24 protein-coding genes are annotated in these 22,850 nt (G+C 56.9%); 9 read left to right on the plus strand and 15 right to left on the minus strand.

All coding sequences use genetic code 11. The features are described from left to right. Positions 1-62: 62 nt before the first annotated feature. From ACOZ35_RS00160 to ACOZ35_RS00190, 7 genes are all read right to left on the minus strand, one after another. Complete coding sequence (locus ACOZ35_RS00160; RefSeq protein ID WP_424013266.1) at positions 63-1,649, minus strand: transposase; 1,587 nt, start codon at positions 1,647-1,649, stop codon at positions 63-65. A 403-nt stretch (positions 1,650-2,052) separates the two neighbouring features. Beyond that, positions 2,053-4,068 (minus strand): copper-translocating P-type ATPase, encoded by a 2,016-nt coding sequence (locus ACOZ35_RS00165; RefSeq protein WP_094529652.1) that lies wholly within the window; start codon positions 4,066-4,068, stop codon positions 2,053-2,055. Between the two features lie 218 nt (positions 4,069-4,286). Continuing rightward, positions 4,287-4,682: a hypothetical protein gene (locus tag ACOZ35_RS00170; protein WP_080505588.1), complete on the minus strand. Its 396-nt coding sequence runs from the start codon at positions 4,680-4,682 to the stop codon at positions 4,287-4,289. A 119-nt stretch (positions 4,683-4,801) separates the two neighbouring features. Beyond that, a complete protein-coding gene (gene acnA / locus ACOZ35_RS00175; RefSeq protein WP_424013267.1) occupies positions 4,802-7,582 on the minus strand; it encodes an aconitate hydratase AcnA in 2,781 nt (926 codons plus the stop codon). Between the two features lie 96 nt (positions 7,583-7,678). Then, the gene (locus tag ACOZ35_RS00180) at positions 7,679-7,894 is read right to left on the minus strand and encodes a DUF7521 family protein (RefSeq protein ID WP_424013268.1); all 216 of its coding nucleotides are present in this window, start codon (positions 7,892-7,894) and stop codon (positions 7,679-7,681) included. Between the two features lie 63 nt (positions 7,895-7,957). Continuing rightward, positions 7,958-8,251, minus strand: coding sequence for a DUF7521 family protein (locus ACOZ35_RS00185; protein ID WP_049909250.1), 294 nt, complete (start codon positions 8,249-8,251; stop codon positions 7,958-7,960). A 2-nt stretch (positions 8,252-8,253) separates the two neighbouring features. Then, positions 8,254-8,604: an ArsR/SmtB family transcription factor gene (locus ACOZ35_RS00190; RefSeq protein WP_004048640.1), complete on the minus strand. Its 351-nt coding sequence runs from the start codon at positions 8,602-8,604 to the stop codon at positions 8,254-8,256. A 164-nt stretch (positions 8,605-8,768) separates the two neighbouring features. Between ACOZ35_RS00190 and ACOZ35_RS00195 the strand changes: the two genes are divergently transcribed. After that, positions 8,769-9,404, plus strand: coding sequence for a cupredoxin domain-containing protein (locus tag ACOZ35_RS00195; protein WP_004048641.1), 636 nt, complete (start codon positions 8,769-8,771; stop codon positions 9,402-9,404). Positions 9,405-9,460: 56 nt separating this feature from the next. On the opposite strand, the gene ACOZ35_RS00200 is transcribed toward ACOZ35_RS00195, so the two are convergent. Further along, positions 9,461-9,994: a hypothetical protein gene (locus ACOZ35_RS00200; RefSeq protein ID WP_123624173.1), complete on the minus strand. Its 534-nt coding sequence runs from the start codon at positions 9,992-9,994 to the stop codon at positions 9,461-9,463. A 399-nt stretch (positions 9,995-10,393) separates the two neighbouring features. Here ACOZ35_RS00200 and ACOZ35_RS00205 point away from each other — a divergent pair, with 399 nt between their 5' ends. Continuing rightward, positions 10,394-10,909, plus strand: coding sequence for a S16 family serine protease (locus ACOZ35_RS00205; RefSeq protein ID WP_160163143.1), 516 nt, complete (start codon positions 10,394-10,396; stop codon positions 10,907-10,909). Positions 10,910-10,963: 54 nt separating this feature from the next. On the opposite strand, the gene ACOZ35_RS00210 is transcribed toward ACOZ35_RS00205, so the two are convergent. Beyond that, positions 10,964-11,161 carry a heavy-metal-associated domain-containing protein gene (locus tag ACOZ35_RS00210; protein WP_080505595.1) on the minus strand — a complete coding sequence of 66 codons (198 nt, stop codon included), beginning with the start codon at positions 11,159-11,161 and terminating at the stop codon, positions 10,964-10,966. 134 nt (positions 11,162-11,295) lie between these two features. On the opposite strand from ACOZ35_RS00210, the gene ACOZ35_RS00215 reads away from it, so the two are divergent. The 7 genes from ACOZ35_RS00215 to ACOZ35_RS00245 all read left to right on the plus strand — a co-directional run bounded on the left by ACOZ35_RS00215 (position 11,296) and on the right by ACOZ35_RS00245 (position 19,123). Continuing rightward, the gene (locus ACOZ35_RS00215; RefSeq protein ID WP_080505591.1) at positions 11,296-11,886 is read left to right on the plus strand and encodes an AsnC family transcriptional regulator; all 591 of its coding nucleotides are present in this window, start codon (positions 11,296-11,298) and stop codon (positions 11,884-11,886) included. A 94-nt stretch (positions 11,887-11,980) separates the two neighbouring features. Further along, positions 11,981-14,587, plus strand: a complete 2,607-nt coding sequence (locus ACOZ35_RS00220) for a heavy metal translocating P-type ATPase (RefSeq protein ID WP_004048645.1) — start codon at positions 11,981-11,983, stop codon at positions 14,585-14,587. Positions 14,588-14,825: 238 nt separating this feature from the next. Next, on the plus strand, positions 14,826-15,827 hold the full coding sequence (locus ACOZ35_RS00225; protein WP_004048647.1) for a DUF63 family protein: 1,002 nt from the start codon (positions 14,826-14,828) through the stop codon (positions 15,825-15,827). 374 nt (positions 15,828-16,201) lie between these two features. Beyond that, positions 16,202-16,573 carry a DUF411 domain-containing protein gene (locus ACOZ35_RS00230; protein ID WP_239638655.1) on the plus strand — a complete coding sequence of 124 codons (372 nt, stop codon included), beginning with the start codon at positions 16,202-16,204 and terminating at the stop codon, positions 16,571-16,573. Positions 16,574-16,912: 339 nt separating this feature from the next. Continuing rightward, positions 16,913-17,644 (plus strand): ABC transporter ATP-binding protein, encoded by a 732-nt coding sequence (locus ACOZ35_RS00235; protein ID WP_049909257.1) that lies wholly within the window; start codon positions 16,913-16,915, stop codon positions 17,642-17,644. After that, complete coding sequence (locus ACOZ35_RS00240; protein ID WP_094529644.1) at positions 17,637-18,374, plus strand: ABC transporter permease; 738 nt, start codon at positions 17,637-17,639, stop codon at positions 18,372-18,374. The genes ACOZ35_RS00235 and ACOZ35_RS00240 overlap by 8 nt, the downstream gene beginning before the upstream one ends. Then, positions 18,371-19,123, plus strand: coding sequence for an ABC transporter permease (locus ACOZ35_RS00245; RefSeq protein ID WP_049909288.1), 753 nt, complete (start codon positions 18,371-18,373; stop codon positions 19,121-19,123). The genes ACOZ35_RS00240 and ACOZ35_RS00245 overlap by 4 nt, the downstream gene beginning before the upstream one ends. A 135-nt stretch (positions 19,124-19,258) precedes the next feature. Here ACOZ35_RS00245 and ACOZ35_RS00250 read toward each other — a convergent pair whose 3' ends face one another. From ACOZ35_RS00250 to ACOZ35_RS00275, 6 genes are all read right to left on the minus strand, one after another. Next, positions 19,259-20,107, minus strand: coding sequence for a plastocyanin/azurin family copper-binding protein (locus ACOZ35_RS00250; RefSeq protein ID WP_227262414.1), 849 nt, complete (start codon positions 20,105-20,107; stop codon positions 19,259-19,261). A gap of 134 nt (positions 20,108-20,241) precedes the next feature. Then, the gene (locus tag ACOZ35_RS00255; protein WP_049983674.1) at positions 20,242-20,595 is read right to left on the minus strand and encodes an SHOCT domain-containing protein; all 354 of its coding nucleotides are present in this window, start codon (positions 20,593-20,595) and stop codon (positions 20,242-20,244) included. A 6-nt stretch (positions 20,596-20,601) separates the two neighbouring features. After that, positions 20,602-21,018 carry a DUF302 domain-containing protein gene (locus ACOZ35_RS00260; RefSeq protein WP_004048654.1) on the minus strand — a complete coding sequence of 139 codons (417 nt, stop codon included), beginning with the start codon at positions 21,016-21,018 and terminating at the stop codon, positions 20,602-20,604. Positions 21,019-21,123: 105 nt separating this feature from the next. Next, positions 21,124-21,471, minus strand: a complete 348-nt coding sequence (locus ACOZ35_RS00265; RefSeq protein WP_049986201.1) for an SHOCT domain-containing protein — start codon at positions 21,469-21,471, stop codon at positions 21,124-21,126. A gap of 63 nt (positions 21,472-21,534) precedes the next feature. Beyond that, a complete protein-coding gene (locus ACOZ35_RS00270) occupies positions 21,535-21,852 on the minus strand; it encodes a hypothetical protein (RefSeq protein WP_004048656.1) in 318 nt (105 codons plus the stop codon). Positions 21,853-22,124: 272 nt separating this feature from the next. Then, entirely contained in the window at positions 22,125-22,829 is a 705-nt protein-coding gene (locus tag ACOZ35_RS00275; protein ID WP_123624180.1) for a DUF7546 family protein, read from the minus strand. Positions 22,830-22,850 lie beyond the last annotated feature (21 nt).

The raw sequence follows: 22,850 nt of genomic DNA on the forward strand, positions 1-22,850 counted from the left end.
GATTCTGCCGCTCCTGATTAGGGTTGTCACTCCCAAACGGCGGACTCAGGGGGATCAGCCGGTTAGTCGTGTGGAATCAACGACGAGGCAACGAGCTCAACACACTCACCCGCAGTAATCACAGGTGCGTAGTCCATCTCACCTCCCACACTCGCTTTCAGCAGGAAGTCGGTGAGCCGCCAGATATTGTACAAGAGGACCGCGAAAACGAAGTAGAACAAACGAATGCGGTAGTCTTTCGAGGAGGTCTTCGCGAGAAAATCACCTTTGATCGATTTGTACTCACTCTCGATCTGCCACCGGCGGCTGTAGCGCTGACAGAATGTCTCGGCTTCCTCAGGACCGACTCGTAGATTCGTCGCGAAGACGGCCGTTCCCTCCCCACTCGTCGACGGCACGTACAGGAGCCGCATTGGATGCGATCCAGATTCTACATGGATAGAAGCCGACTCAACAGCCACCTCTTGGTCGTCTCCCTCCATTTGTTCGAGCACATCCCGTTCGGAGCTTGAGACTCGCTTCGGAATGAGGTAGTTCACATCGAGGTTTGAGAGTGTCTGGAACACTTGTATCGAGTCAAACTCTCGATCACACAGCACCGTCTCGATCGGAACTTGTTCTTTCGCTCGTCGAACGAGCCGTCGCACAGTACGATGGATCTGATTCGACGGGTTCTCATCCCACTCGGAACTCTCACGGACCGGCTCAACCGCCAGAACGAGCGGGATGTTCTGCCCGATGATCGAGAGGGTTGCGAATTTGAATGCTCGACCGTCTCTGTCCTTGGTCCCGCTGACCATCGGCATTCCTTCGACCTCTCCGTAATAGGGAATAGTCGTGATATCGATTGCCGCGGTGACCGGCCTTCGAAAGGATGCTTCTGAGGCGATCACGGAGAGCAAGCGATCCGTTGTCTCGTTGAATCCGTTCACGAGTTCTTCGGGATCGAACTGCTTGACGGCGCGGAGGTGGGTATCACCATGGGGGCTGTACTCTTCGCCATGGCGATATTGGAAGCGAGTCGCTCCCTGCGCAGTTCCACAGTGGACCATCCCCATGAACGTCTGTAGCTCAAAGAATTGTGTGTCCTCGTACGAGGCGTTCGACGCCCGACCAGAGTCGAAGTGACCGAAGGCGTGATCACGCGCGAGCCGCGTTGTCTGGATGATCTCCTCCTGTGAGAAGGAATTGTCTTCTACTGGGTCTGCGGCTTCTTGCTCATCGTCGACGATCTCTGCCTTAGGCCGCACCTCCGGCGCTGAGATGTCGCGATCGTGGACTTCCTTGATGACGTAGTGGGCGGCTGTGGTGACGAACTCCCGGGTCGCCTCGTCGAACCGGTTACGCCAGGTCCGCGAGAGCACCGATTCGTCGGGGATTTTCTCCAAGTCGAAGACAACTGCGAGTTCGGGATACTGGGCGAGCGAACGGTAGCTTTCGCCAGTGAGTTCGCGGTAGAGTAACAAGCGTACCATCCCCTCGAACGAGTGCGGTGCTGGATGCCACTCTGGGTAGCCGTCATTGAGCGAATCGAACGGCCCCTCCAGAGTTCGAAGAGCCGTGCAGAGGGACTGATCGGCTTTGAGTGCCTCTGTGAGTGTCAACCCGACAAGGTAGGCGTCGGTCAATCGGTGCTCCTGAGAAGTCATGTGAGCTATCCCATCAGCCAGTCACACAAGCGGCGCGATCCCATCCTCTTTGCGCAGGAACCGCTGCTGTTGAATCGGTCAGCACAAACAAGTACTCTGTAAGTCTCGCAGCTACGCTTCGTTCACTCATAGCTAACACCTTCATTGATGGTGACTCAATCACCCTGCTCGACGTTGAGGGTGAGAAACTGGTCGGGAGATTCTGGAATCAACTATGCTGAGATAACTCGTGTGAGGACAACCAGCTTCTCAAGAAGAGGCGCGGCGTGAGTGGGAAACTGGCATCTATAGCCCGTTAAATCGGTTTACAGAGTGCCATCTATCCAAACTGCACCGATTTTCTGATTCCGAATACCAACCGTATGCAATCGAAAAACCCCTCCTAAAGCGATCAGGCAGAGTTTCAGTCTGCAGTTTGGGCGCTAGTGGATGGTGTCACTCCTGGAAGCTCGGGGATGGATAGATCCACCCGGCGGAGCAGTTGCGCGTTGATGGCGACGATAACCGTACTCAGCGACATCAGGAGTGCACCCACAGCGGGTGACAGCAGAATCCCGATCGGTGCCAACACGCCTGCTGCAAGCGGAATCGCGAAGACGTTGTACCCCGCCGCCCAGACGATGTTCTCCTGCATCTTCCGGTAGCTCGCCTTGCTGAGCTTTACGAGTCGCACCACGTCCATCGGGTTGTTCTGAACGAGGATGACATCCGCCGACTGGACGGCGACGTCGGTACCGCTCCCGATCGCGATACCGACGTCGGCTCGCGTCAGCGCCGGCGCATCGTTCACACCGTCGCCGACCATCCCCACGAGCTTCCCTTGGTTCTGAAGTTCCTGGACTTTCTCGTCCTTGTCTTCGGGGAGGACCTCCGCGAACACCGTGTCGATGCCCAGTTCGTCGGCGACAGCGTTGGCGACGTCTTGGGAGTCCCCAGTCAGCATCGCCACCTCGATGCCCAGATCGTGGAGGGCGTCAACGACGCGGAAACTCTCTTCACGGATTACGTCGGCCATCGCGAACGCGGCGATCAACTCACTGTCACGAACGAGATACACCACCGTTTGAGCGTTCTGTCCCGCCTCGTCAGCGAAACGCTGGAGATGGGCGGGGATCTTGCTATCGAGCTGGGTCAACAGGTTCGGCCCGCCGACGTACACCTCATTTCCGTCGACGTTCGCGCGGACGCCCCGGCCTTTGATCGCCTCGAAGTCGGTCGCGTCAGGCGCGGTGAGGTCCTGATCGTTGGCGGCCTCGCGGATAGCTCGAGCGATCATGTGTTCGGAGTCGCTCTCGACACCCGCCGCCAGCGTGAGTGCGTCGTCCTCGTCGACGCCGTCGACGGTCGCCATATCGACGACGCCGTGTTCGCCTTCGGTGAGCGTCCCCGTCTTGTCGAAAATGATGGCGTCCAGATTTCGTGCCTCTTCCATCGCAATCCGGTCGCGGACGAGCATTCCGTTGCGAGCCGCGAGTGACGTATTGATGGCGACAACCAGCGGGATGGCAAGCCCGAGCGCGTGCGGGCAGGCGATGACGAGTACCGTGACGACACGCTCGATGACAGTCGCGTTGAACGAGACCGCGATGGTCCACGCGATTGCTGTCACGACTGCTGCCCCGAGGGCAACGTAGAACAGCCAGCCAGCCGCTCTGTCAGCCAGCACCTGCGTTTTGGACTTGCTCTGTTGGGCTTCCTCGACGAGTCGCATGATACCTGCGAGTGTCGTCTCCTCGCCCGTTGCACCGACACGTATGCGGAGACTGCCGTCGCCGTTGATCGTCCCGCCGATGACCTCATCCCCGGGTTTCTTAGAAACTGGTTTCGACTCGCCCGTGATCATCGACTCCTCGACGTCCGAATCACCCTCTTCAACGATGCCGTCAGCAGGAACACTCGCGCCCGGTCGAACGAGTACGAGGTCGCCCTCGGAGAGTTCACTCACCGGGACTTCCTCGGTGTCACCGTCGTCGCTGATCCGCTCGGCGGTATCGGGCATCAGCTTCGCCAGCTCGTCGACCGCGCTCGAGGCACGTCGTACGGACCGCATTTCGATCCAGTGGCCCAGCAGCATGATGTCGATCAGCGTCACGAGCTCCCAGAAGAACGCCGACTGTGTCGGGAAGACCACGCTCGCGAGGCTGTAGACAAATGCGACCGTGATCGCCATCGAGATGAGCGTCATCATTCCCGGCGACCGGTCTTTCAGCTCCGGGACCGCCATCTGGAGGAACGGCACCCCACCGTACGCGAAGACGATGACCGCGAAGGCGGGGTTAATCCACTCGCTACCCGGGAACGCGGGAACGGAGAACCCGAGCCACTCCTGCAGCATTTCGCTGTACAGGAGGACCGGAATCGACAGGAGCGTCGAGACGAAGAAGCGCCGCCGGAACATTTGCTCGTGGCCTTCGTGCATCCCACCGTGGTCGTCGTGTCCGTCGTGTCCGTCGTGCCCATCATGCTGACTGTGTGGGCCGTGGTCTGCTTCGTCGGCCTCCCTTTGGGATTTATCGTCCATTACCGAGCAATTGAACCGAGGATGCTTCAACGTGGGGGCTACTGTGAGTTGACACGCCCTCTGAACAGGCTGGCATCTACCGAACATTCGCGAGACTGATGTGGTCGGGGATGATCCTACGTCTCCTTGTGGCGGTCTCTGTAAGTTTTTGCCCCCAGAAAAACGTATACTGCGCCGATAACTCGTACACCTGTCGTGAATTGCTCGTTCCATTCGATAGCATCTGGGCGCTCATAGAGGACCGTGGAAGCAAACTTGCGATACAGGTCGGGAAACATGAGGACAGCTGCACCGAACGCCCCGGTGAGATTCATCATCCACGCATACAATCGGCTACCAAGTAGGGAGATCACGACTATCAGAATTCCTTCTGATCGTATAGCTGGGTTTACCCATTTCCTTAGGGTGCCTTCACTGGGATTAGTGATCGCATGTTTCTCAAAGAGCGCAACTATCTTGTCCGGGAACAATGTAGTAACAGCTCCGAGGACGCCGATAAGTATCCGTATCATACGCTACGGTACGACCTATTCGGATTTAATATTCTCCACAAATCTACACGTCCGAGAACGGAGCCGGAACGCAGTATTCAGAAGTCCAATTATACAGAATAGACGAAGATGCAGAGTTACTACGTGAGTAGCTGTCTAAGGACGTAGTGGAGGATGCCGCCGTGTTCGATATAGGTCACGGCGGCCGGCGTACCGACCTGTGCCGTGACCGGGAACTCGACAGTCGAACCGTCCTCGCGCTCGGCGATAACTGTCAATTCATCTACCACGTCGAGACCGTCATCGAGACCGTGAATTGTGAAGACCTCCGACCCGTCCAGTCCGAGAGATTCCCATGAGTCGCCGTCATCGAACTGTAAGGGGAGAACACCCATCCCGACGAGGTTGTCGCGGTAGATGCGCTCGTAACTCTCGCCGATGGTTGCGCGGACACCGAGTAGGTCCGTTCCTTTCGCTGCCCAGTCACGACTCGACCCGGTTCCGAGCTCCTCGCCCGCCATCACGATGAGTGGGGTGCCCTCCTCGCGGTAGCGCTGGCTGGCTTCGAACACGGTCGTCTGCTCGTCGGTTGGGTGGTGGATCGTATAGCCACCCTCGATATTGTCGAGCATCTCATTCTCGATGCGGACGTTGGCGAACGTCCCTCGCATCATCACCTCGTGGTTGCCCCGGCGCGCGCCGTACGTGTTGAACTCGTGGGGCTCGACGCCGTGATTGAGCAGCCACTGGCCGGCAGGGAGGTCAGATCCGAATGGGCCAGCAGGGCTGATGTGGTCGGTCGTAACGGTATCGCCGAGCGTCAGCAGGCAGCGTGCGTCCTCGATATCGGCGACGCCGGGTTTCTTGAGGGGAAAGTCTTGGAAGAACGGCGGCTCTCGGATGTACGTCGAGTCGTCGTCCCACTCGTAGACGTCACCACTTGGCGCGTCGAGAGCAGCCCACCGCTCGTCACCCTCGTACACGGAGGCATACTTCTCCTCGAACATCTCCGGGGAGACGTTCTCGTGGATTGCTGCCTGCACGTCGGCTGCGTCCGGCCAGATGTCCGCCAGATAGACTGGGTCACCCTCAGCGTCAGTGCCCAGCGGCTCGTTCTCGAGGTCGATGTCCATCCGCCCTGCGAGCCCGTAGGCGACCACAAGCGGTGGGCTCGCGAGGTAGTTCGCTCGGACTTTCGGGTGAATACGCGCCTCGAAATTGCGGTTCCCCGAGAGGACACTCGTCGTCCAGAGGTCGTGGTCGTCGATCGCCTGCTCGATGGAGTCCGGAAGTGGTCCGGCGTTACCGATACAGGTGGTACAACCGTAGCCAACGACGGCATACCCGAGCTCTTCGAGATACGGAAGCAGCCCTGATTCTTCGAGATACTGCGTGACGACGCGGCTGCCCGGTGCGAGGCTCGTCTTGACGTACGGCGGGACGTCCAGGCCTTTTTCGACGGCGTTCTGGGCGAGCAGACCAGCGGCGATCATCACCGACGGGTTTGAGGTGTTCGTACAGCTCGTGATGGCACTAACCAGGACATCATCGTGACCGATTTCGACCGTTTCACCGTCGAGGTCGACCTCAACGCGTTTGGTTAACGGGTGCAGTTCGGACTCGGCCTCGACTTGAGCGCCGCCATCAGTCTCTGCGTCGGCTACACCCCCCTCACCGAGCCACCGCTGCAAGGCCTCTTCATCGACATCGTTGAGGTCGTGCTTGAACTCCCCGTGGAGAAGTCCTCGGAAGCTCTGTTTTACGTCCCCCATCGGGATTCGGTCCTGTGGTCGCTTGTGTCCGGCCAGACTCGGTTCGACAGTTGAGAGATCGAACTCGACGACCTCGGTGTACTCCGGTTCCTGTTTCCCGAACAGGCCTTGGGATTCGAGGTACTCGCGGACGAGGTCGATGTGTTCAGGGTCGCGCCCGGTGAGTTCGAGATACTCGAGCGTCTGATCGTCGACCGGGAACATACTGATCGTCGACCCCTGTTCGGGTGCCATATTAGCGATCGTTGCCCGGTCCGGGACAGTAAGGTTCTGTACACCGGGCCCGAAGAATTCGACGAACCGGTCGACGACGCCGACCTCGCGGAGTTGTTCGGTGATGTGAAGCACGAGATCCGTTGCCGTCGCGCCTTCGGGTAACTCGCCTTCGAGACGAACGCCGACCACCTCGGGGAGTTTCATCGTAATCGGTTGGCCGAGCATCGCTGCTTCCGCTTCGATACCCCCGACGCCCCAGCCGACGACACCGATACCGCCGATCATCGGGGTGTGGCTGTCCGTGCCGACGAGTGTGTCCGGCAGAAGCCAGTTCTCGTCATCTTGTTCGCGGGCGTGAACGACACGGCCGAGATGTTCGAGATTTACCTGATGAACGATCCCGGTTCCCGGCGGGACGACGTTGAAGTCCTCGAAGGCGTTTTGCGCCCACTTGATCGCGCGATACCGCTCGGCGTTGCGCTCGTACTCCAGTTCGACGTTCTTCTCGTAGGCGTCCTCGGAGTCGAAGTAGTCGACTTGGACGCTGTGGTCGATCACGAGATCAATAGGGATCTCCGGTTGGACCAGAGTGGGGTCGCGGTCTTTGCGATCGACTTCGGAGCGGAGGGCTGCTAGGTCGACCACTGCGGGCACGCCGGTAAGGTCCTGTAGGACCACCCGTGACGGAGAGAACGGCACCTCTGCGTCCGGAACGTCCGGCTCCCAGCCAGCAGCATTTCTGACGTCTGACGCGGTGATGGTTTCGCCGTCGACGTTTCGGAGCACCGATTCGAGGAGGATACGGATACTCACCGGGAGCGTGTCGAGTTCACAGAGTCCATGTTCTTCGAGTGCTCGAAGGTCAGCCATCTTGTACGTCGTCCCGTCGACGTCAAGTTCGCGGACGGCATCGAACGGGAGTGTGTCAGTCATAGTATCTGAATATGTGCTCGGGAGCGATATTAATCTCCCTCCGAATTCATTCCGATGGGAATCGGGATCCTGAATACTGTGACGGCGTTTCAGAACTCACCGAATGAAAGACCAGAGGAGGACGGCAAACCCACACGCCAACGCAGCGGATTCGGCAACATGCACCTGCGTGAGCGTTAATGCTGTGAGCTGGTAGAGAAAACCTTCTATGAGGACACCGAGCGTCATGAACCCGAAGCCGATCGTTGCGTCACGTAGGTATCGAGTCCGTTCCTGACGATACGCGCGAAAGCTGATCGCTGTCGTCGCCATACCCAAGAAGAGGAGAAAGACACGGACTCCAATTAGCGTGACTTCCCATCCAGTAGTCACGATTCATCGCCCCCCCTGTGTTGGCTGGGACATTTGTCCGTGTAGCGAATAAAGGATAATGAGCATACCTGCCGCGACAAGTGTAGTCTGGATGGTCCCAGCAACGAAGATGGACAACCCAACCACGTCGAAGAGAATGCCTTCGATTACGGACCCGACGCTGATGAATAGGAATCCGATAGCGACGTACAGCATTGGTTCGCTACCGTAGACCCTGTATCCACGATACGCTTGATACGTTATCGACAGCCCTAGTCCGACTGCGATGAGCTTTGCAATGACGAGTGCGGTGTGCATGGTTAGGTGTCTCGGATGTCGCCCCAGATACGCGAGAACCGCTGCGCGGCGTCCTCACGAACGTCCATCTTGATGTCGATCGTTCCATCTTCGATGTCGACATCGACGTGGTCAACGTTTGCTTCGTACACGCTATGATGGCTCCCGTCAGTCTCAATCTGTGTTTGTTCGACGAGCAGATCATTAGCGACCATATCTTCGACCCGGCGGTAAATCGTTGAGAGGGCAACGTCGCATTCCTCGCTCAGTTCCTTCGCTGAGAGGGGGTCCCGGCTCGTCGCGGCCAGAATCTGACGAACCCGTTCCTCCCCGAGGAGGTCTAATAGCTCGTCAGCGCGATGGTCCGTGGACACAGCTGTTCCTCGCAATACAAGTTAATGCCCTGCCGAAACGTATGTAACGACCAGTTTTGCGTCGCACGCAAAACAGCTCACCCGTCTATTTTCCCACCCCTCGTATTCTCACCTGTGAGGTGACCTACGCTATGACAACCAATTCAGGACTCACCCGGCGGCGAGTGCTCCAGTTAACTGGTGGTACAGCGGTTATTGGACTCGCAGGATGTACTGGATCGGAATCAGACGGCAGTGATAGTGGGGCCGAAAGCACTGCGGGATCTACCGAAGACGGAGGCGGGTCGGGGCATGACGAAGGAGAGAACAGTAGCGAAGGAGAATCGGGGCATGACGACGAGGAAGGTCACGATGAAGCCGTCGAGGAACCGAGCGATACAGCTGAGGTGGCGATGGTCACCGAAGACGGAGGATATCACTTCGAACCGCACGTCGTCCGCGTCAATGTCGGTGGGACGGTAACGTGGACTAACGAGAGCGGCAGTCACTCCGCGACGGCCTACCATCCAGACAACGACCAACCCCAGCTCGTTCCCGATGGTGCTGCAGCATGGGATAGTGGTCTCCGCTCGGAGGAAGGAGCGACGTTCGAGCACACTTTCGAGACCGAGGGCGTCTACCACTACTACTGTACGCCCCACGAGACGGTCGGTATGCTCGGGAGCGTCATCGTCGGCGACCCAGATCCACATGAACAGATCGCGCTCGAAGAGCCACCCGAGGAGAAACCAGATACTGTCCGAGAGAAGCTCACCGAACTGAACGGAATGGTTTCGAGTGCACTTGGCGATGACCACTAATTGCTGACGAACGCTCCCGGCATCTTTTCTATCGCTGCCGGACGCGGTTTAAGGAGTCATACCAGTAGGTTATACATAGCGTGTGCTATTGCGAGGGTAAGATACCCTCCCAAAAGGAAGAGAAGAGTTCTTCGAGGCAGTGATGGCAGGCCAATCGTGTCGGATCCGTGAATACGCTCACCGAGGGCATACACGAACCGACCGGCTACCAATGCGAATGGAAGATACACGAGTAGTATCGGGACAACCATCGCATCGAATCTGGCGGTGGCTTCAAGCCGGGACAAGTATTCGAGTTTGAAGATTAGTTCCAGCCCCCCAACAGTGATCCCGGATGCGGCGGTCGCCAAGATCCCCTCCGTTTTCGAGAGTAGTTGGCTTCGCCAGTAGCTCCAGAAATAGAAGACTACGATCAACGGAAGCAGTCGGACGAACGTTTCCTCGATAAAACCGACAAGAAGTATTCCGGTGCGAGAGGTCGTAGCCGGTAGGAGTACAAGCTCAACCTGATACGCGATCCAGACACCGACACCTGTCACTACAGCACTGATCGCCACAAGTGCGAAGAGAGAGCGGTACCTGGTGGACACGGCTGACTAATTGGGGATGCGTCAAGATAGTCGTGTGGAATCTAACACGGGAATACTCGTTTTTGCGCCGAATTTCTGACCGACACCATTCTTATATATTCACAATCGTTACCAAGTAACATAGTACCATCACTACCCACGAAACACTCCCAGAGTATGCCACCTACCGAACGAGAGACAACGTCCGCATCCACGTCTGACTCAAGTGACGACATCGTCTCTCGCATCGAGCGAGACCTCCTTTCGCGGAGAGAATTTCTTGCCGGACTGGGTCTCGGATCGATAGGCGGTGCCGGTGGAGCAGTCGCTCTCACGCGGTCAGATACCGATTTCCAGTCACTAGCGACACTGGCAGGCGGGGCGGCCTCTCTCCCGGACACACAGTTCCATCTTCCGGCAGTGGATGCAGCTAACTCGGGTCTCATTATCGCGACCAATTTCGAGTTTTCTGATGGCAACGGTGAGCTGTTTGTCAATCTGAACGGTATCGAGATCCGCCACGACCTCCAGCGTGCACTGGATGAGGCGAGACAAACTGCTACCCGTCTTACTGGTCGTTCACTTGGAGATACGGCTACGCACGTATCATTCGTCTCACCTGAGACGGGCACTCTTACACTCCGTGGAAAAAGCTGGGAAGCCGGCCTTACGGTTGCTTTTATTGCCAGTCTTCGCCAGCAGTCGCTGTCGTCTGAAACCCTCATCACTGGAATCGTTGCCGACGATGGCAAGCTGCTCCCGGTTGGCGGAATCAAAGCAAAGGCCCGGAGTGCCCGGGCGTTCGGAGCGACCGAATTGATTGTTCCCAGCGATACCGATTCAGATGTAACTATCGAGGGATTACGCGTGACACCCGTTGAATCGATCTCAGACGCACTTAGCCACTTGGCACAAACTCAACGTTCGGAGCAGTGAAGGCGAGATACGCTACGATGGGGCGTCGCTCGCCTTCTGTCGTGACGTGATAGCTTACGTAGAGGCGTCGTACCCGGCGTCTTCGACCACAGTCACGAGGTCATCTGATTCAGCTGTTCCTTCGACTGTCGCGGATTCCGAGTCCCGATCCGCAGTCGCCGATGTGACTCCGTCGACTTCTTTGAGTGCTTCCTCTACAGTTTGCTCACAGTGTTCACAGGTCATTCCTTCGACCGAGATGGTCTGACTCATATCCATACATGATTAGGGCCCCCTATTCTATGTGCTTTTCTGCTTAGAATCCAAAGTCATTCTGAGTTCAAAATCGCACTCTCAAAGGTTTATTTTGAGAAACAATAATGTATCCTGCGGTGCGACGCTATTGTATGCGCAACCTAGACGAAACAGATCTGGAGATTCTCTCGTTACTAGCCGAAAACGCCCGTCGTCCATTTAGCGCCATCGGCGAAGAAGTTGATTTGTCCGGGCCAGCTGTTTCCGATCGAGTCCAACGATTACAGGAAGCAGATATTATCAACAATTTCACGATCGATGTAAACCGGGCGCACCTTCGGGCCGGTGTTCCAGTATTCATTCAAACAGAAATCGAACCGGAATCACTCGAGGAGGCCCGTACGCGAGTCCGGGAATCGGACGGCATCGAACACGTCTTCACGACCTCAGAAGGCGATCTCTGGTTCTATGCCCGCGTTGAGGCACAGAACGTCCGTCAGTGGGTAGACAGTCTGTTTGATGGGCTTGGGATGTCTGGATATTCAGTCACCTTGATCGACGAAGCTGAATGGACGCCTTCGATCGACGGCGTCGAATTTGCTCTCACCTGCACTGAATGTAACAATACCGTCGACAATGAAGGTGAGACGACGCGCATCGATGGCGAGATCTATCACTTCTGTTGCCCATCTTGTCTCGCACGGTTTGAAGACCGCTATCAGCGGCTCGAAGAGGGTGTATAGTACGCTCTTTGGATTCCAAATTTTCTTGGTGTCAATAACCACCTTCTCGAAACAGTAAACCGCCTAAACATAGACCCCGTATAGTAAGATGAGCATGACAAGCCGAACAACCCATCTCGATATTACGGGGATGTCCTGTGCCAACTGTTCAGGAACGATCCAGGACACCCTTGAATCCCTTGACGGGGTATCGAAGGCGGATGCGAACTTCGCCACCGACGAGGGATCCGTGACCTACGATCCCGATGAGGTATCACTCCAGGAAATCTATGAAGCGATCGATGAGGCGGGCTACGGCATAGTCTCGGAGACGGTGTCTATTGCCATCTCCGATATGACGTGTGCCAATTGCGCCGAGACCAACAAAACTGCTCTCGAGAATACACCGGGTGTCGTCACCGCCGAAGTCAACTACGCGACTGACGAAGCGCAGGTCACCTACAATCCGGCAGAGGTGTCTCTCAATACGCTGTATGATGCTATTGAGGACGCTGGCTACTCGCCCGTCCGCGAAGATGGTGATGACGACGAGTCGGGCCAAGACGCACGAGATGCCGCACGACAGGCTGAGACCCAAAAGCAACTCAGACTGACCCTCTTTGGGGCAGTGTTGTCGGCTCCGTTGCTCTTCTTCCTCATCGACAAATTTCTGCTCGGTGGCGCGATCGTCCCTGATGCCGTCTTCGGCGTTGAAATCGGGTGGCTCGAGTTCCTCCTCGCCACACCGGTGCAGGCGATCCTCGGCTGGCCGTTCTATAAGAACTCGTACAAGGCGATCGTGAAAAACGGCCGCGCCAATATGGACGTGTTAATCGCAATCGGTTCAACAACCGCCTATCTCTACTCCGTGGCAGTCCTGTCTGAACTCATTGCAGGTGGGCTCTACTTCGACACGGCAGCGCTCATCCTCGTGTTCATTACGCTCGGTAACTACCTCGAAGCTCGGTCGAAGGGGCAAGCGGGCGAGGCCCTCCGGAAGCTCCTCGAAATGGAAGCCGAGACGGCGACCATTATCCGCGAGGACGGCAGTGAAGAAGAAGTTCCGCTCGAAGAAGTCACAACGGGTGACCGGATGAAAATCCGTCCGGGTGAAAAGGTTCCCACAGACGGCGTCGTTGTCGACGGTCAGTCCGCCGTCGACGAGTCGATGGTCACTGGTGAATCCGTCCCTGTAGAGAAGGAAGAGGGCGATGAGGTCGTCGGCTCGACGATTAACGAGAACGGCGTCCTTGTCGTGGAGGCGACAAAGGTCGGAGAAGATACGGCTCTTCAACAGATCGTTCAGACTGTCAAGGAGGCGCAGTCGCGCCAGCCCGACATCCAGAACCTCGCGGACCGTATCTCCGCGTACTTCGTGCCTGCGGTCATCGCGAACGCTCTCCTCTGGGGCATTGTTTGGTTCCTGTTCCCGGAGGTACTGGCTGGCTTCGTCGACTGGCTCCCGCTGTGGGGTCAGGTCGCTGGCGGCCCGGCCCCGGTCGGTGGGACCGTTTCCGTCTTCGAGTTCGCGATTATTGTCTTCGCGTCCTCGATCCTCATCGCCTGTCCCTGTGCGCTGGGGCTGGCGACGCCCGCAGCCACGATGGTCGGGACGACGATTGGTGCCCAGAACGGCGTCCTGTTCAAGGGCGGTGACATCCTCGAACGCGCAAAAGACGTCGACACGGTCGTCTTCGACAAGACGGGCACCCTCACGGAGGGTGAAATGGAATTGACCGATGTGGTCGTCTTCGATAGCGATGGAAATGCAGTGACTGACGGTGGCGAGCCGACGCCAGATGGTGGACAGATCAGCACTCGTGAGCGCCTCTCCGAGGACAACGTGCTGCGGCTGGCGGCGATAGCAGAAAGCGGAAGCGAACACCCGCTCGCGCGGGCAATCGTCGACGGGGCTGAAGAACGCGGGCTGGACGTGACTGAGCCCGACGACTTCGAGAACGTTCCTGGTCACGGGATCAAAGCGGTTGTTGGTGACAACGAGGTACTGGTCGGCAACCGCAAGTTGCTGCGAGACAACGACATCGACCCGTCACCCGCCGAGGAGACGATGGAACGCCTCGAAAACGAGGGGAAGACGGCGATGCTTGTCGCTTCCGAGGGCAAACTGGTTGGTGTAGTGGCTGACGCCGACACAATCAAAGAGAGCTCCAAGCAGGCCGTTACAGCCCTCCAAGAGCGGGGCGTCGACGTAATGATGATTACGGGCGACAACGAGCGAACTGCTCGTGCGGTCGCCAAACAGGTGGGTATCGACCCGGAGAATGTCCGAGCAGGGGTCCTTCCCGAAGACAAGTCTAACGCGGTCGACAGTATTCAAGACGAGGGCCGTCAGGCGATGATGGTCGGAGACGGCGTCAACGACGCCCCCGCGCTCGCGGTCGCGCACGTGGGGACAGCCATCGGCTCCGGCACGGACGTGGCCATCGAGGCTGCAGACCTTACGCTGATGCGCGACGACCCGCTCGACGTGGTGAAGGCGATCCGAATCTCGGACGCGACACTCCAGAAGATCAAGCAGAACCTCGTGTGGGCGCTCGGATACAATACCGCGATGATTCCCCTCGCGTCGCTCGGGCTGCTCCAGCCGGTGCTCGCTGCAGCAGCAATGGCGTTCTCGTCGGTGTCGGTGCTGACGAACAGCCTGTTGTTCCGGCGGTACACCCCCGATCACGACTACAAGCTCTTCGGGTTCCTTCGCTAACCGTCGCCTCTATCTCAATGTCGAATATTTCCCGCCAAACGGTTCGGAGGTACCTCGTCGAGACAGCCAGTAGCGAACCGACGTACCTCCGGGCTCACGAGATCGCCGGTGATCTTGACGGCTCTCCGAGGGCTGTCGCGCAATACCTCAGCCAACTTCAGGACGACCTCTCACTCGTCTCACTCGAACAGTGGGGGCGCTCTAAGAGCACGACGTGGCGCTTGGAGGTGAACGAGTCGTGAGTACTGTCACGCGACGCGTCGAAACCGCCCTTCCGGAAACAGGCTCACGCGAGTGGTGGGCGCTGTACCTACTTGCTCCGCCCGTCCTCATCGGTGCGGGAATCCTTGCGTTCCCGGGCCTCGTCTTCGACCAGTTCATTTGGCAGTACCTCTGGGGACCAGTCGTCGCTGACGCTGCCAGTGAGCCAGTCATGCATGAGGGGATTCGTGCTGTTCGGGGCTACAACGCGGTGAACACCGTAACCTACCTCGCGGCGGTCGTGTACAGCCTCCCCGGACTACGAGTGTATCTCGATCAACTCGACGTCACGTTTGACGCACGACTGGCCTACGGGTTCGCCCCGATCATTATCGCCGGCGGAGCGATGCGCGCCCTCGAGGACATCGGCCTACTCGGGGACTACGCGGTGTGGTTCATCACGCCGTCAATCTACTTTGTCGTTACCGCTGTCACCGTCCTCGCGCTCGGCATCGGCGCACTTGCGCGTGATCGGAATACCGGTTCCATTCCGTCAACGGTCGGGCTTATCGGGTCGGTGTGGGCTGTCGGTGCTGTCGGGTGGGTGCTTTGGTACGGCCTCTCGACGTCGACCCCGCTCCGTCTGTGGGTTCCTGTCGCAACGACGGGGATTGCTCTCGGGGCGACCGCGCTCTACTACTGGGGAGCGAGTTTCGTCAATGTCACACACCTTCGACACCCGCTGATTCTGCTGGCCGTCTTTGGCCAGCTGTGGGACGCTGCACAGAACCTCATCGGTGTGACGTTTCTCGGCTACTCCCCCAAGCTGGTCGTCACGAATCTCGTATACCAGGCGACTGGATTTGCCGGATCGACGTTCGTGCTGAAACTCGTCGTGACTGTCGGCATCGTGTGGTATCTCGCTGATGCGAAAGAGGAGATGAACCACACATGGTGGTGGCTTATGACGTTCTTCATCGGAGCGATCGGGCTCCCGATGGGCGTTCGCGGGTCACTTCGGATGCTACTGGGGGCCTAACAACGGCCTCGGCGATGTACCGCGCTTTCTGTTAAGAATCGAAACCGGCCGAACGGTATCTGGGATGGTGGATTGAGGCGTTCACCGCGCGTAGCCTTGCTGGATCACTCCCGTTTCGAAAGAAAACAGAGTGGAGTGTGGGACCGGCGTGTCCTAGAATAGACAATCCTACCGAAGGCGACTGTGATCACATTCCGGGTTATTAGTAACAGGGGTAAAGCGTATGGGAACTACTGTTGTATCGTCTAATAATGCCGCAACCGTGGAATCGTCGTCGGGTGCTTCAACATAGTGGTACAATCGGAATACTAGGTCTTACAGGCTGTCTAGGTGGCTCAAGCACGAACTCATGGGATATTGATGACCCAGTAGCAGTGGCATCAGCACAACAATTTAACTCACCAGGATGTAGCTGTTGCGAGCAGTATGCATCATATCTTCGTGAGAATATCACTGGTGACCTCTCAGAGACCGTACCGGATGATATCCAAGCAGTAAAGCAGGAATATGGGATCCCCGAAGACCTCCAGAGCTGTCACACACTCGTCCTCACAGATTACGTCGTAGAAGGACACGTCCCGGTCGAAGTAATCGCCCGGCTTCTCGATGAAAACCCACCGATAGATGGAGTTGCACTCCCTGGTATGCCATCTGGGACACCGGGGATGGGTGGAGAGAAAGATGGCTCGTTAAGCATATACGCTATTGACGGCGATAAAGCCGGAGCTGAGTACACTGAGGTATAGATTCAGAGATACAGTAGATCTGCAACTGATGTTCAGACGGCTTCTCTATGGGTTCGGATACACCTTCGCGCGTCTCATCTTTTTCAACGCGAAACTTCAACAGCTGTCTTGAAGCGGGTTTGTATCGCGTTCTGGCTTGTTGGTGATCCAATTCAGAAGCTTTCCCGTGTAAACTGTGAAACAGCTTATAGGAGACAGTATTCAGAAAATCAAGAGATATCTAACACGTTGAGTCCAGCGTCAGCTCTGTATGCAATCTCTGATTATTCACGGGGTTGCTACTGATAGTTTAGATTTGAAACAGTAATCGCAGTAAATGAGGAGCGTGTGTATTCATCTATGGAAGCGCCCACAACCTCCACGACAGAGGCTACCACCAGCGAGGTACTCGTCCGTGCTGATGAGATTGAAAAAACGTACGGGTCAAACCTCCCATTTACACGATCGGTTCCCGTCCTCACCGGTGCCAATCTGGAAATCCGAGCAGGAGAAATCGTCGGAATCGTCGGGGGGAACGGTTCGGGGAAATCCACGCTTATGAACATCCTCGTCGGCGTCCTCAAGCAGGATTCCGGAGCAGTTGAACGAACAGGGACGGTTGGCTGGTGTCCACAAGAACCACTGCTTTACGACCGCCTGACGGTCACAGAGACGTTCCGCCTGTTCGGTTCCGGATACGGAATGACCGCCGAAGAAATCGACGAGGCCAAACGCCGATTCGCATCGAAACTCGATTTCGAGCAGTACCTTGACTATCGAATCGACCAACTCAGCGGTGGAAACCGACAAAAAATCAATCTCAGTATCGCCCTAATGCATGATCCGGACGTCCTCATGCTAGACGAGCCCTACACCGGGTTCGACTGGGAGACATATCTCATCTTCTGGGACCTCGCCGACGAACTTGCTGCCGACGGAACAGCTGTCGTAATGATTTCACACTTGATCGAGGAGCAGAGCCGTCTCGACCGTATCTACGAGGTTCGTGATGGACACGTCTACGACGTGACTGAGCGGGAAAGTGAGACCGAAGCGACGACCGGTGAACGGAGGAGAAAGGCCGATGAATAGAATTCAAACGGGGATCCGGACGAACGTCTCCACCTTCCTCAGGACCCCCCTGAATGTCGTCTTAGCACTCCTCCTTCCGGTTGTCGTTATCGAAGGCTGGGGACAAGCGATGGCGGGGTTGCCAACTATGCCGACAGTTGAGGCGATTCCGATCGATCTGGGTCGCCTCCTCGGAGCGATATTCGGTGTCGCCATCATCGCCGGCCTGATGGGACTCGCCCAGATGATTAGTGCGCGTGCAGCCGATCGACGACTCGTTCAGACAGGCTATCCACCCCGAACACTGCTTGCGACTCGATTAGCGACGCTCGGAGGGGTCACGGTCGTCGTGGCTGCCGTGAACTACGGCGTGCTCTGGCTGACGATTTCACCGGAAGCCCCTGTCCTGACGTTCGTATTCCTCGTCCTCGCCGGCCTCGTCTATGCGTTTCTTGGCGCGCTCGTCGGTGCACTCCTTCCGCGACTGTTCGAAGGCTCGCTCGTCGTGGTGTTCCTCGCGATGATGGACGCGTTCCTCAGTGGCGACAGCCCGCTGGCTGCTGACATTCCTGAGTTCGTGGAATACTTCCCGCTCTATCATCCGAAGGAACTCCTTCAGGAGGCGATGTTCCAAGGTACATATACGACGGGCGACCTCGGCTTCGTTGCCGGATACCTGCTCGTCTTGCTCGTGCTCGTCACCGTAGTGTTCGGAGTGACGATGCGCACCAGTGGTGGGTGGTCCGCATGAACCGTACGACAACGGCGTTCTCGATCGGCATCAAAGAACAGGCGCGTAACTACGTCCTCGTCGCTCTACTGGTCGTCCTACCGGTCTCGTTCATCACGTTGGCGTTCGCAGTCACCCAGGACGTCGAGATGCCGGTTCGGACGCTCGTCGACGGTGAGACGGCGACGGTCATGCGGGGGATGCCTGAGGTCCACGGCGTGATCATGACGCCGATTACGAGTGCTCTCATCGCCGGACTCGCCGGGTTGTTCCTGATGCGAGAAGCCAAAGACACGGACGGTCGTCTGGCAGTCGCTGGCTATCGTGCATGGCAGGTAATCGCTGCCCGGTTTGGGGTTCTCGCAGCAATTACTCTCATCGTCACCGGTGTCTCAGTTGGTGTGATGCTCGTCGATTTCCAGCCCGAGTATCTCTGGTGGTTCGTCGCAGCGATGCTCGTCGTCTCGGTCACGTATGGTCTCATCGGGATGCTCGTCGGGGCCGTCTTCAACCGCCTAGCCGGGATGTGGCTGATGCTGATTCTCCCGATGCTCGATATCGGACTGTTTCAGGATCCGCTGTTTATTCAATCTGAACCTGATTGGTGGATGAAACTCTTTCCGGGCTATTGGCCAGTCCGTGTAATGGTCGATACCGGACTCACAACCGACGTAGATACGGCTCTCTCGTTGGTGTGGGCTACTGGATATCTTCTCCTCGTAGCCGTGCTCGCAATTGGTGTTTACTACCGAGCCACACAGGCGAGTTGATCACAAGAGAAATCAGTCATAAATGGAACAAAACAGGTCACGGGATCGTTCTGAAATCAAAGGTATCGGTGAGGGCGGTATTCTCTAATCCCCGAATCACTTGACCCCGGTGAGTTCACCCTCTCACGGTGGCAATCAGTTGGAGATGTCCTCATCAGTAGCATCTAATCGCTCACGGCGACGTCTATACTCCTCCTCGTCAATTTCGCCCCTGGCATAGCGGTTCTGGAGCGTTTTTCTGGCTGAGTCGTCGGTAGTCGATTGAGGAGATTTTTGGTTTCCAAGCCAGTAGAGCCCGCCACCGAGAACGCCCAGCATTCCGAGTACGCCACCAACAGCTGGTAGCCCTCCAACTCCACCTCCGTTGCGGCCACTCATCATTCCAGAACCACCTCGTCCCATCATTCCACCACCAGTATTCCCGCTTCCATCGCTGCTTGAGCCGTAGGCGACTGTACCCTGGTCAACAATCGCCTCACTCGATGGGACCTCTCCATCCGGGATTGAATCCTCCTCTGCCGGTCCGCCAGGACTGCCAACTACGATCCGTCCGACCATCCCAATCGACTTGTGCGGGATGCAGTAGTAATCATACGTCCCTGGCGTTTCGAACGTATATTCGAAGCTCCCGTCTGAGATCGTCCCACTATCGAAGGCGGAAGCGCCCTCCGGAATACGATCTGCGTACGCCGTAGCGGAATGTGCCCCCGCTGCGAGTTCAAATTGAACGGTTGTCCCGGGATCAACACGTAGGCCGATTGGGTCGAAGTAATTGTTTCCCATCTCCACGATGGGCGTCTCCTGTGCGTTCGCTGACTGAGCAAAGCCGGTGCTGGCGACTGCGCTGGCACCGACAATGCCTAAGAATTGACGTCGGCTGTGATGTGTCATGTTGTCTGGATCATTCTTCGGTGGGTAGCTACGCGCGATACTGGTGCGAAGACTTCGGACGTGACTCACTCCGAACTTGTCGTTTGTTCCCATTACTACTCATAACCATATGCTGAATCGAGCACACCATTTCGATGTAACGGAACGATGCTGCCGAACGGTTGGTTTCGATACCCTCGAGTCGATCCGCAGGTGTTCAAACGGGTGAAACGCGGTTTGGGTAGTGGTCACTCTGATTGTTCGAGCTTTTCTCGTCGGGCTTCGAACTCTTCGTCCGTGAGATCGCCACGAGCGTACGCCAGACGTAACTCTTCCATCGCGGGATTATGAGACGTCTGTGTCTCGCTCATCCGCCGGAAGATGAGATATCCACCGCCCAGAAGCGCAAGGAGGAAGATGACCGGGACGAGCATCCCGATGAGGGGCCACCAACCACCTGTGGTACCGTACTGGCCCATCATTCCTCCGTATCCCATCATCCCACCGAACCCCATACCCATTGTGAGCAAGGGAAGGAGGATGAACGCTCCGAGGACGATGAGCAGTATCGTCGTCGTATCCAGTTGATCCGATGATGCCATCAGAGATCAGGCCTCCGATGCGGATCCGAACTCGTCAGTTACGGCTGCCAGTACGCGGTCGAATCGTTCGCTGACCTCGGTCGCGACGGAGTCAAGCGCGTCGTTATCAGCGATCCCGACTAACTGTTCCGGGTCGACCGCACTCACCACGATGACGCCGTCATCGTTCTCGTAGACGATGACGTTACAGGGCAAGAGCGCACCGAGTTCAGTTTCTACACTCAACCCTTCGTATGCCAGCGGAGGATTGCACGCACCGAGGATGCGATACTGGCGGAACTCCTCACCGAGTTTCTCCTTGAGCGTCGCCTGAATGTCGATGTCACAGAGAACACCGAATCCCTCGTCTTTGAGCGCGGCATTCGTTGCGTCGACGACATCGTCGAACTCTCCATCAATCTTGGTTTGTATTGTGTAACTCATGTAATACTGTATCCTGTTTACGCACTTAAGCGTTCGGTCCCGTCGCCCCAACTGGCAGACGAGAATTTTTTCTCGACGATGCTCCTTCTATTTCGGTCATGGGCACTACTCGAGTTGCTTTCGTCGACGTTCGAACTCTTCATCGGAGAGTTCACCGCGAGCGTAACGCTCACGAAGAACCGAAAGCGGCCGACTATCACTCCTCTCAGAATCTCTGTTGAGGAGTGAGTAGACGAGATAGAGCGGGACGACGATTAGGAGCCCCATCCAAAGGAAGCTCCAGAGGCCCATTCCACCGCTGAAGACCCCCCAACCGCCGCTACCCATCATACCGCCGCCGTAGCCTCCACCACCGTGAGCCGCTGCGGTGCCCGTTGCTACAATCAACAGCGGAACCGCTAGTATTGCGATTCGACGAGTCGTCCGCCCGAGAGTGTTGGTGTAGTGTGTCATTGTGATCGTTGAGTCAGTAAGTCGAATATCTATCGTGTCAGACGAGGATCCGAACAGGGATCGTTAGCAGCCGTACCCCTGTCCGTTCATCCCCGTCGCGGTGTGATTGTCGTCCGCCATATCTTGGGCCATCTCGTCGACGGTCACGCCCATGTGCGCTTCCATCTCGTCAACGGCATTCGGGCCCATGTAGTCGGTCATGTGACCTTCCATCCAGGCCGCCCAGTCTGCTGCACTACCATCGGCTGGCGTCCCTTCAGCTGCCGTCTCGTTCCCCTGGATCGGTTCGTCACCGTGTGCGCTAACTACCGGGGCGGCAAACGCGAGTCCGACAATCGCGAGCACCACGAGCAGCCATCGTCCGAGGTTTCGGTTGGTCATTGTTTTTCGCCTCAAGTAGTCATACGGTGGGTTCGGAGTTATCTTCGTGGGAGTGAACTCAAACAGGAGAGCGTTCAAGAACGTCTATAACGCCATCTAAACGTTTTCTACTGACGGGATCGTTCATACCTGCCGAATTCGAAAGGATCAGAGGAATGGTGAGAGCAAAGGGGATCCGTCGAGACTGTTCACCTCATTGCGGCGATCCAGACAATAACCACGGTTCAGGCGGCGAGGGAGGCTCGGGTATTGCTGACCACGAACGAGATGGATCAGTTCCCTCGGAACTGGTGATACTGCCTCGTGAGTGCCTGACGATGGTAGAGGATTCCAATTGTCATGAGGAACAGAACGGTCGCAATTTCGTAGCCATACGCACCAAGCAATAACATCGTTGAAGAACCACTCAGTCCGCCTGCAAGTAGTACGGCAAACAACGGGCTAACGCAGGCAGGGCACGCCACAATCCCGACTATTCCTCCGACTGCCGACTGCGAGAAATCAAGCAATGCATCATAGACGAGATACGCCAGCGCGAACAGGCCAACCGCTTGGTAAGGAATGAGCGAGACCGTGATCAGGTCACCTGTATAGACGAAGACCGGACTCCATCCCAAAGATCGACCCCACGTTATTCCGAAGCCGCTTGGTCCAGTGAGCTGCCCGAAATGAGAGGTGCTCGGTCCAAGTAATCCTGAAAAATAAAACATCACGATGAGATATAGAGCAACGACAAGTGCGGCACCAATACGATACACTCGACGTTTCGTTACAGGTCGAGTGTGCCAGATCACCCAGACTGAGGCGGTGAACCAAATAAATGGAAGGACGAAATGGGTCCACCGGCTCCCCATATCTCCTGTGAAATATGCGTACACCAACCCGGCGATCAACTGTGCGGCGAGGAGGAGATTGAGCCACGTGCTTGACTTGAGAACCCGGCTAATGCGATCAGTTTCGAGTGTTGCTTGTGACATGATGGGTAGTGTTAGTATGAA

The organism is Halorubrum xinjiangense (assembly GCF_049604745.1).
GTDB lineage: Archaea > Halobacteriota > Halobacteria > Halobacteriales > Haloferacaceae > Halorubrum > Halorubrum xinjiangense_A.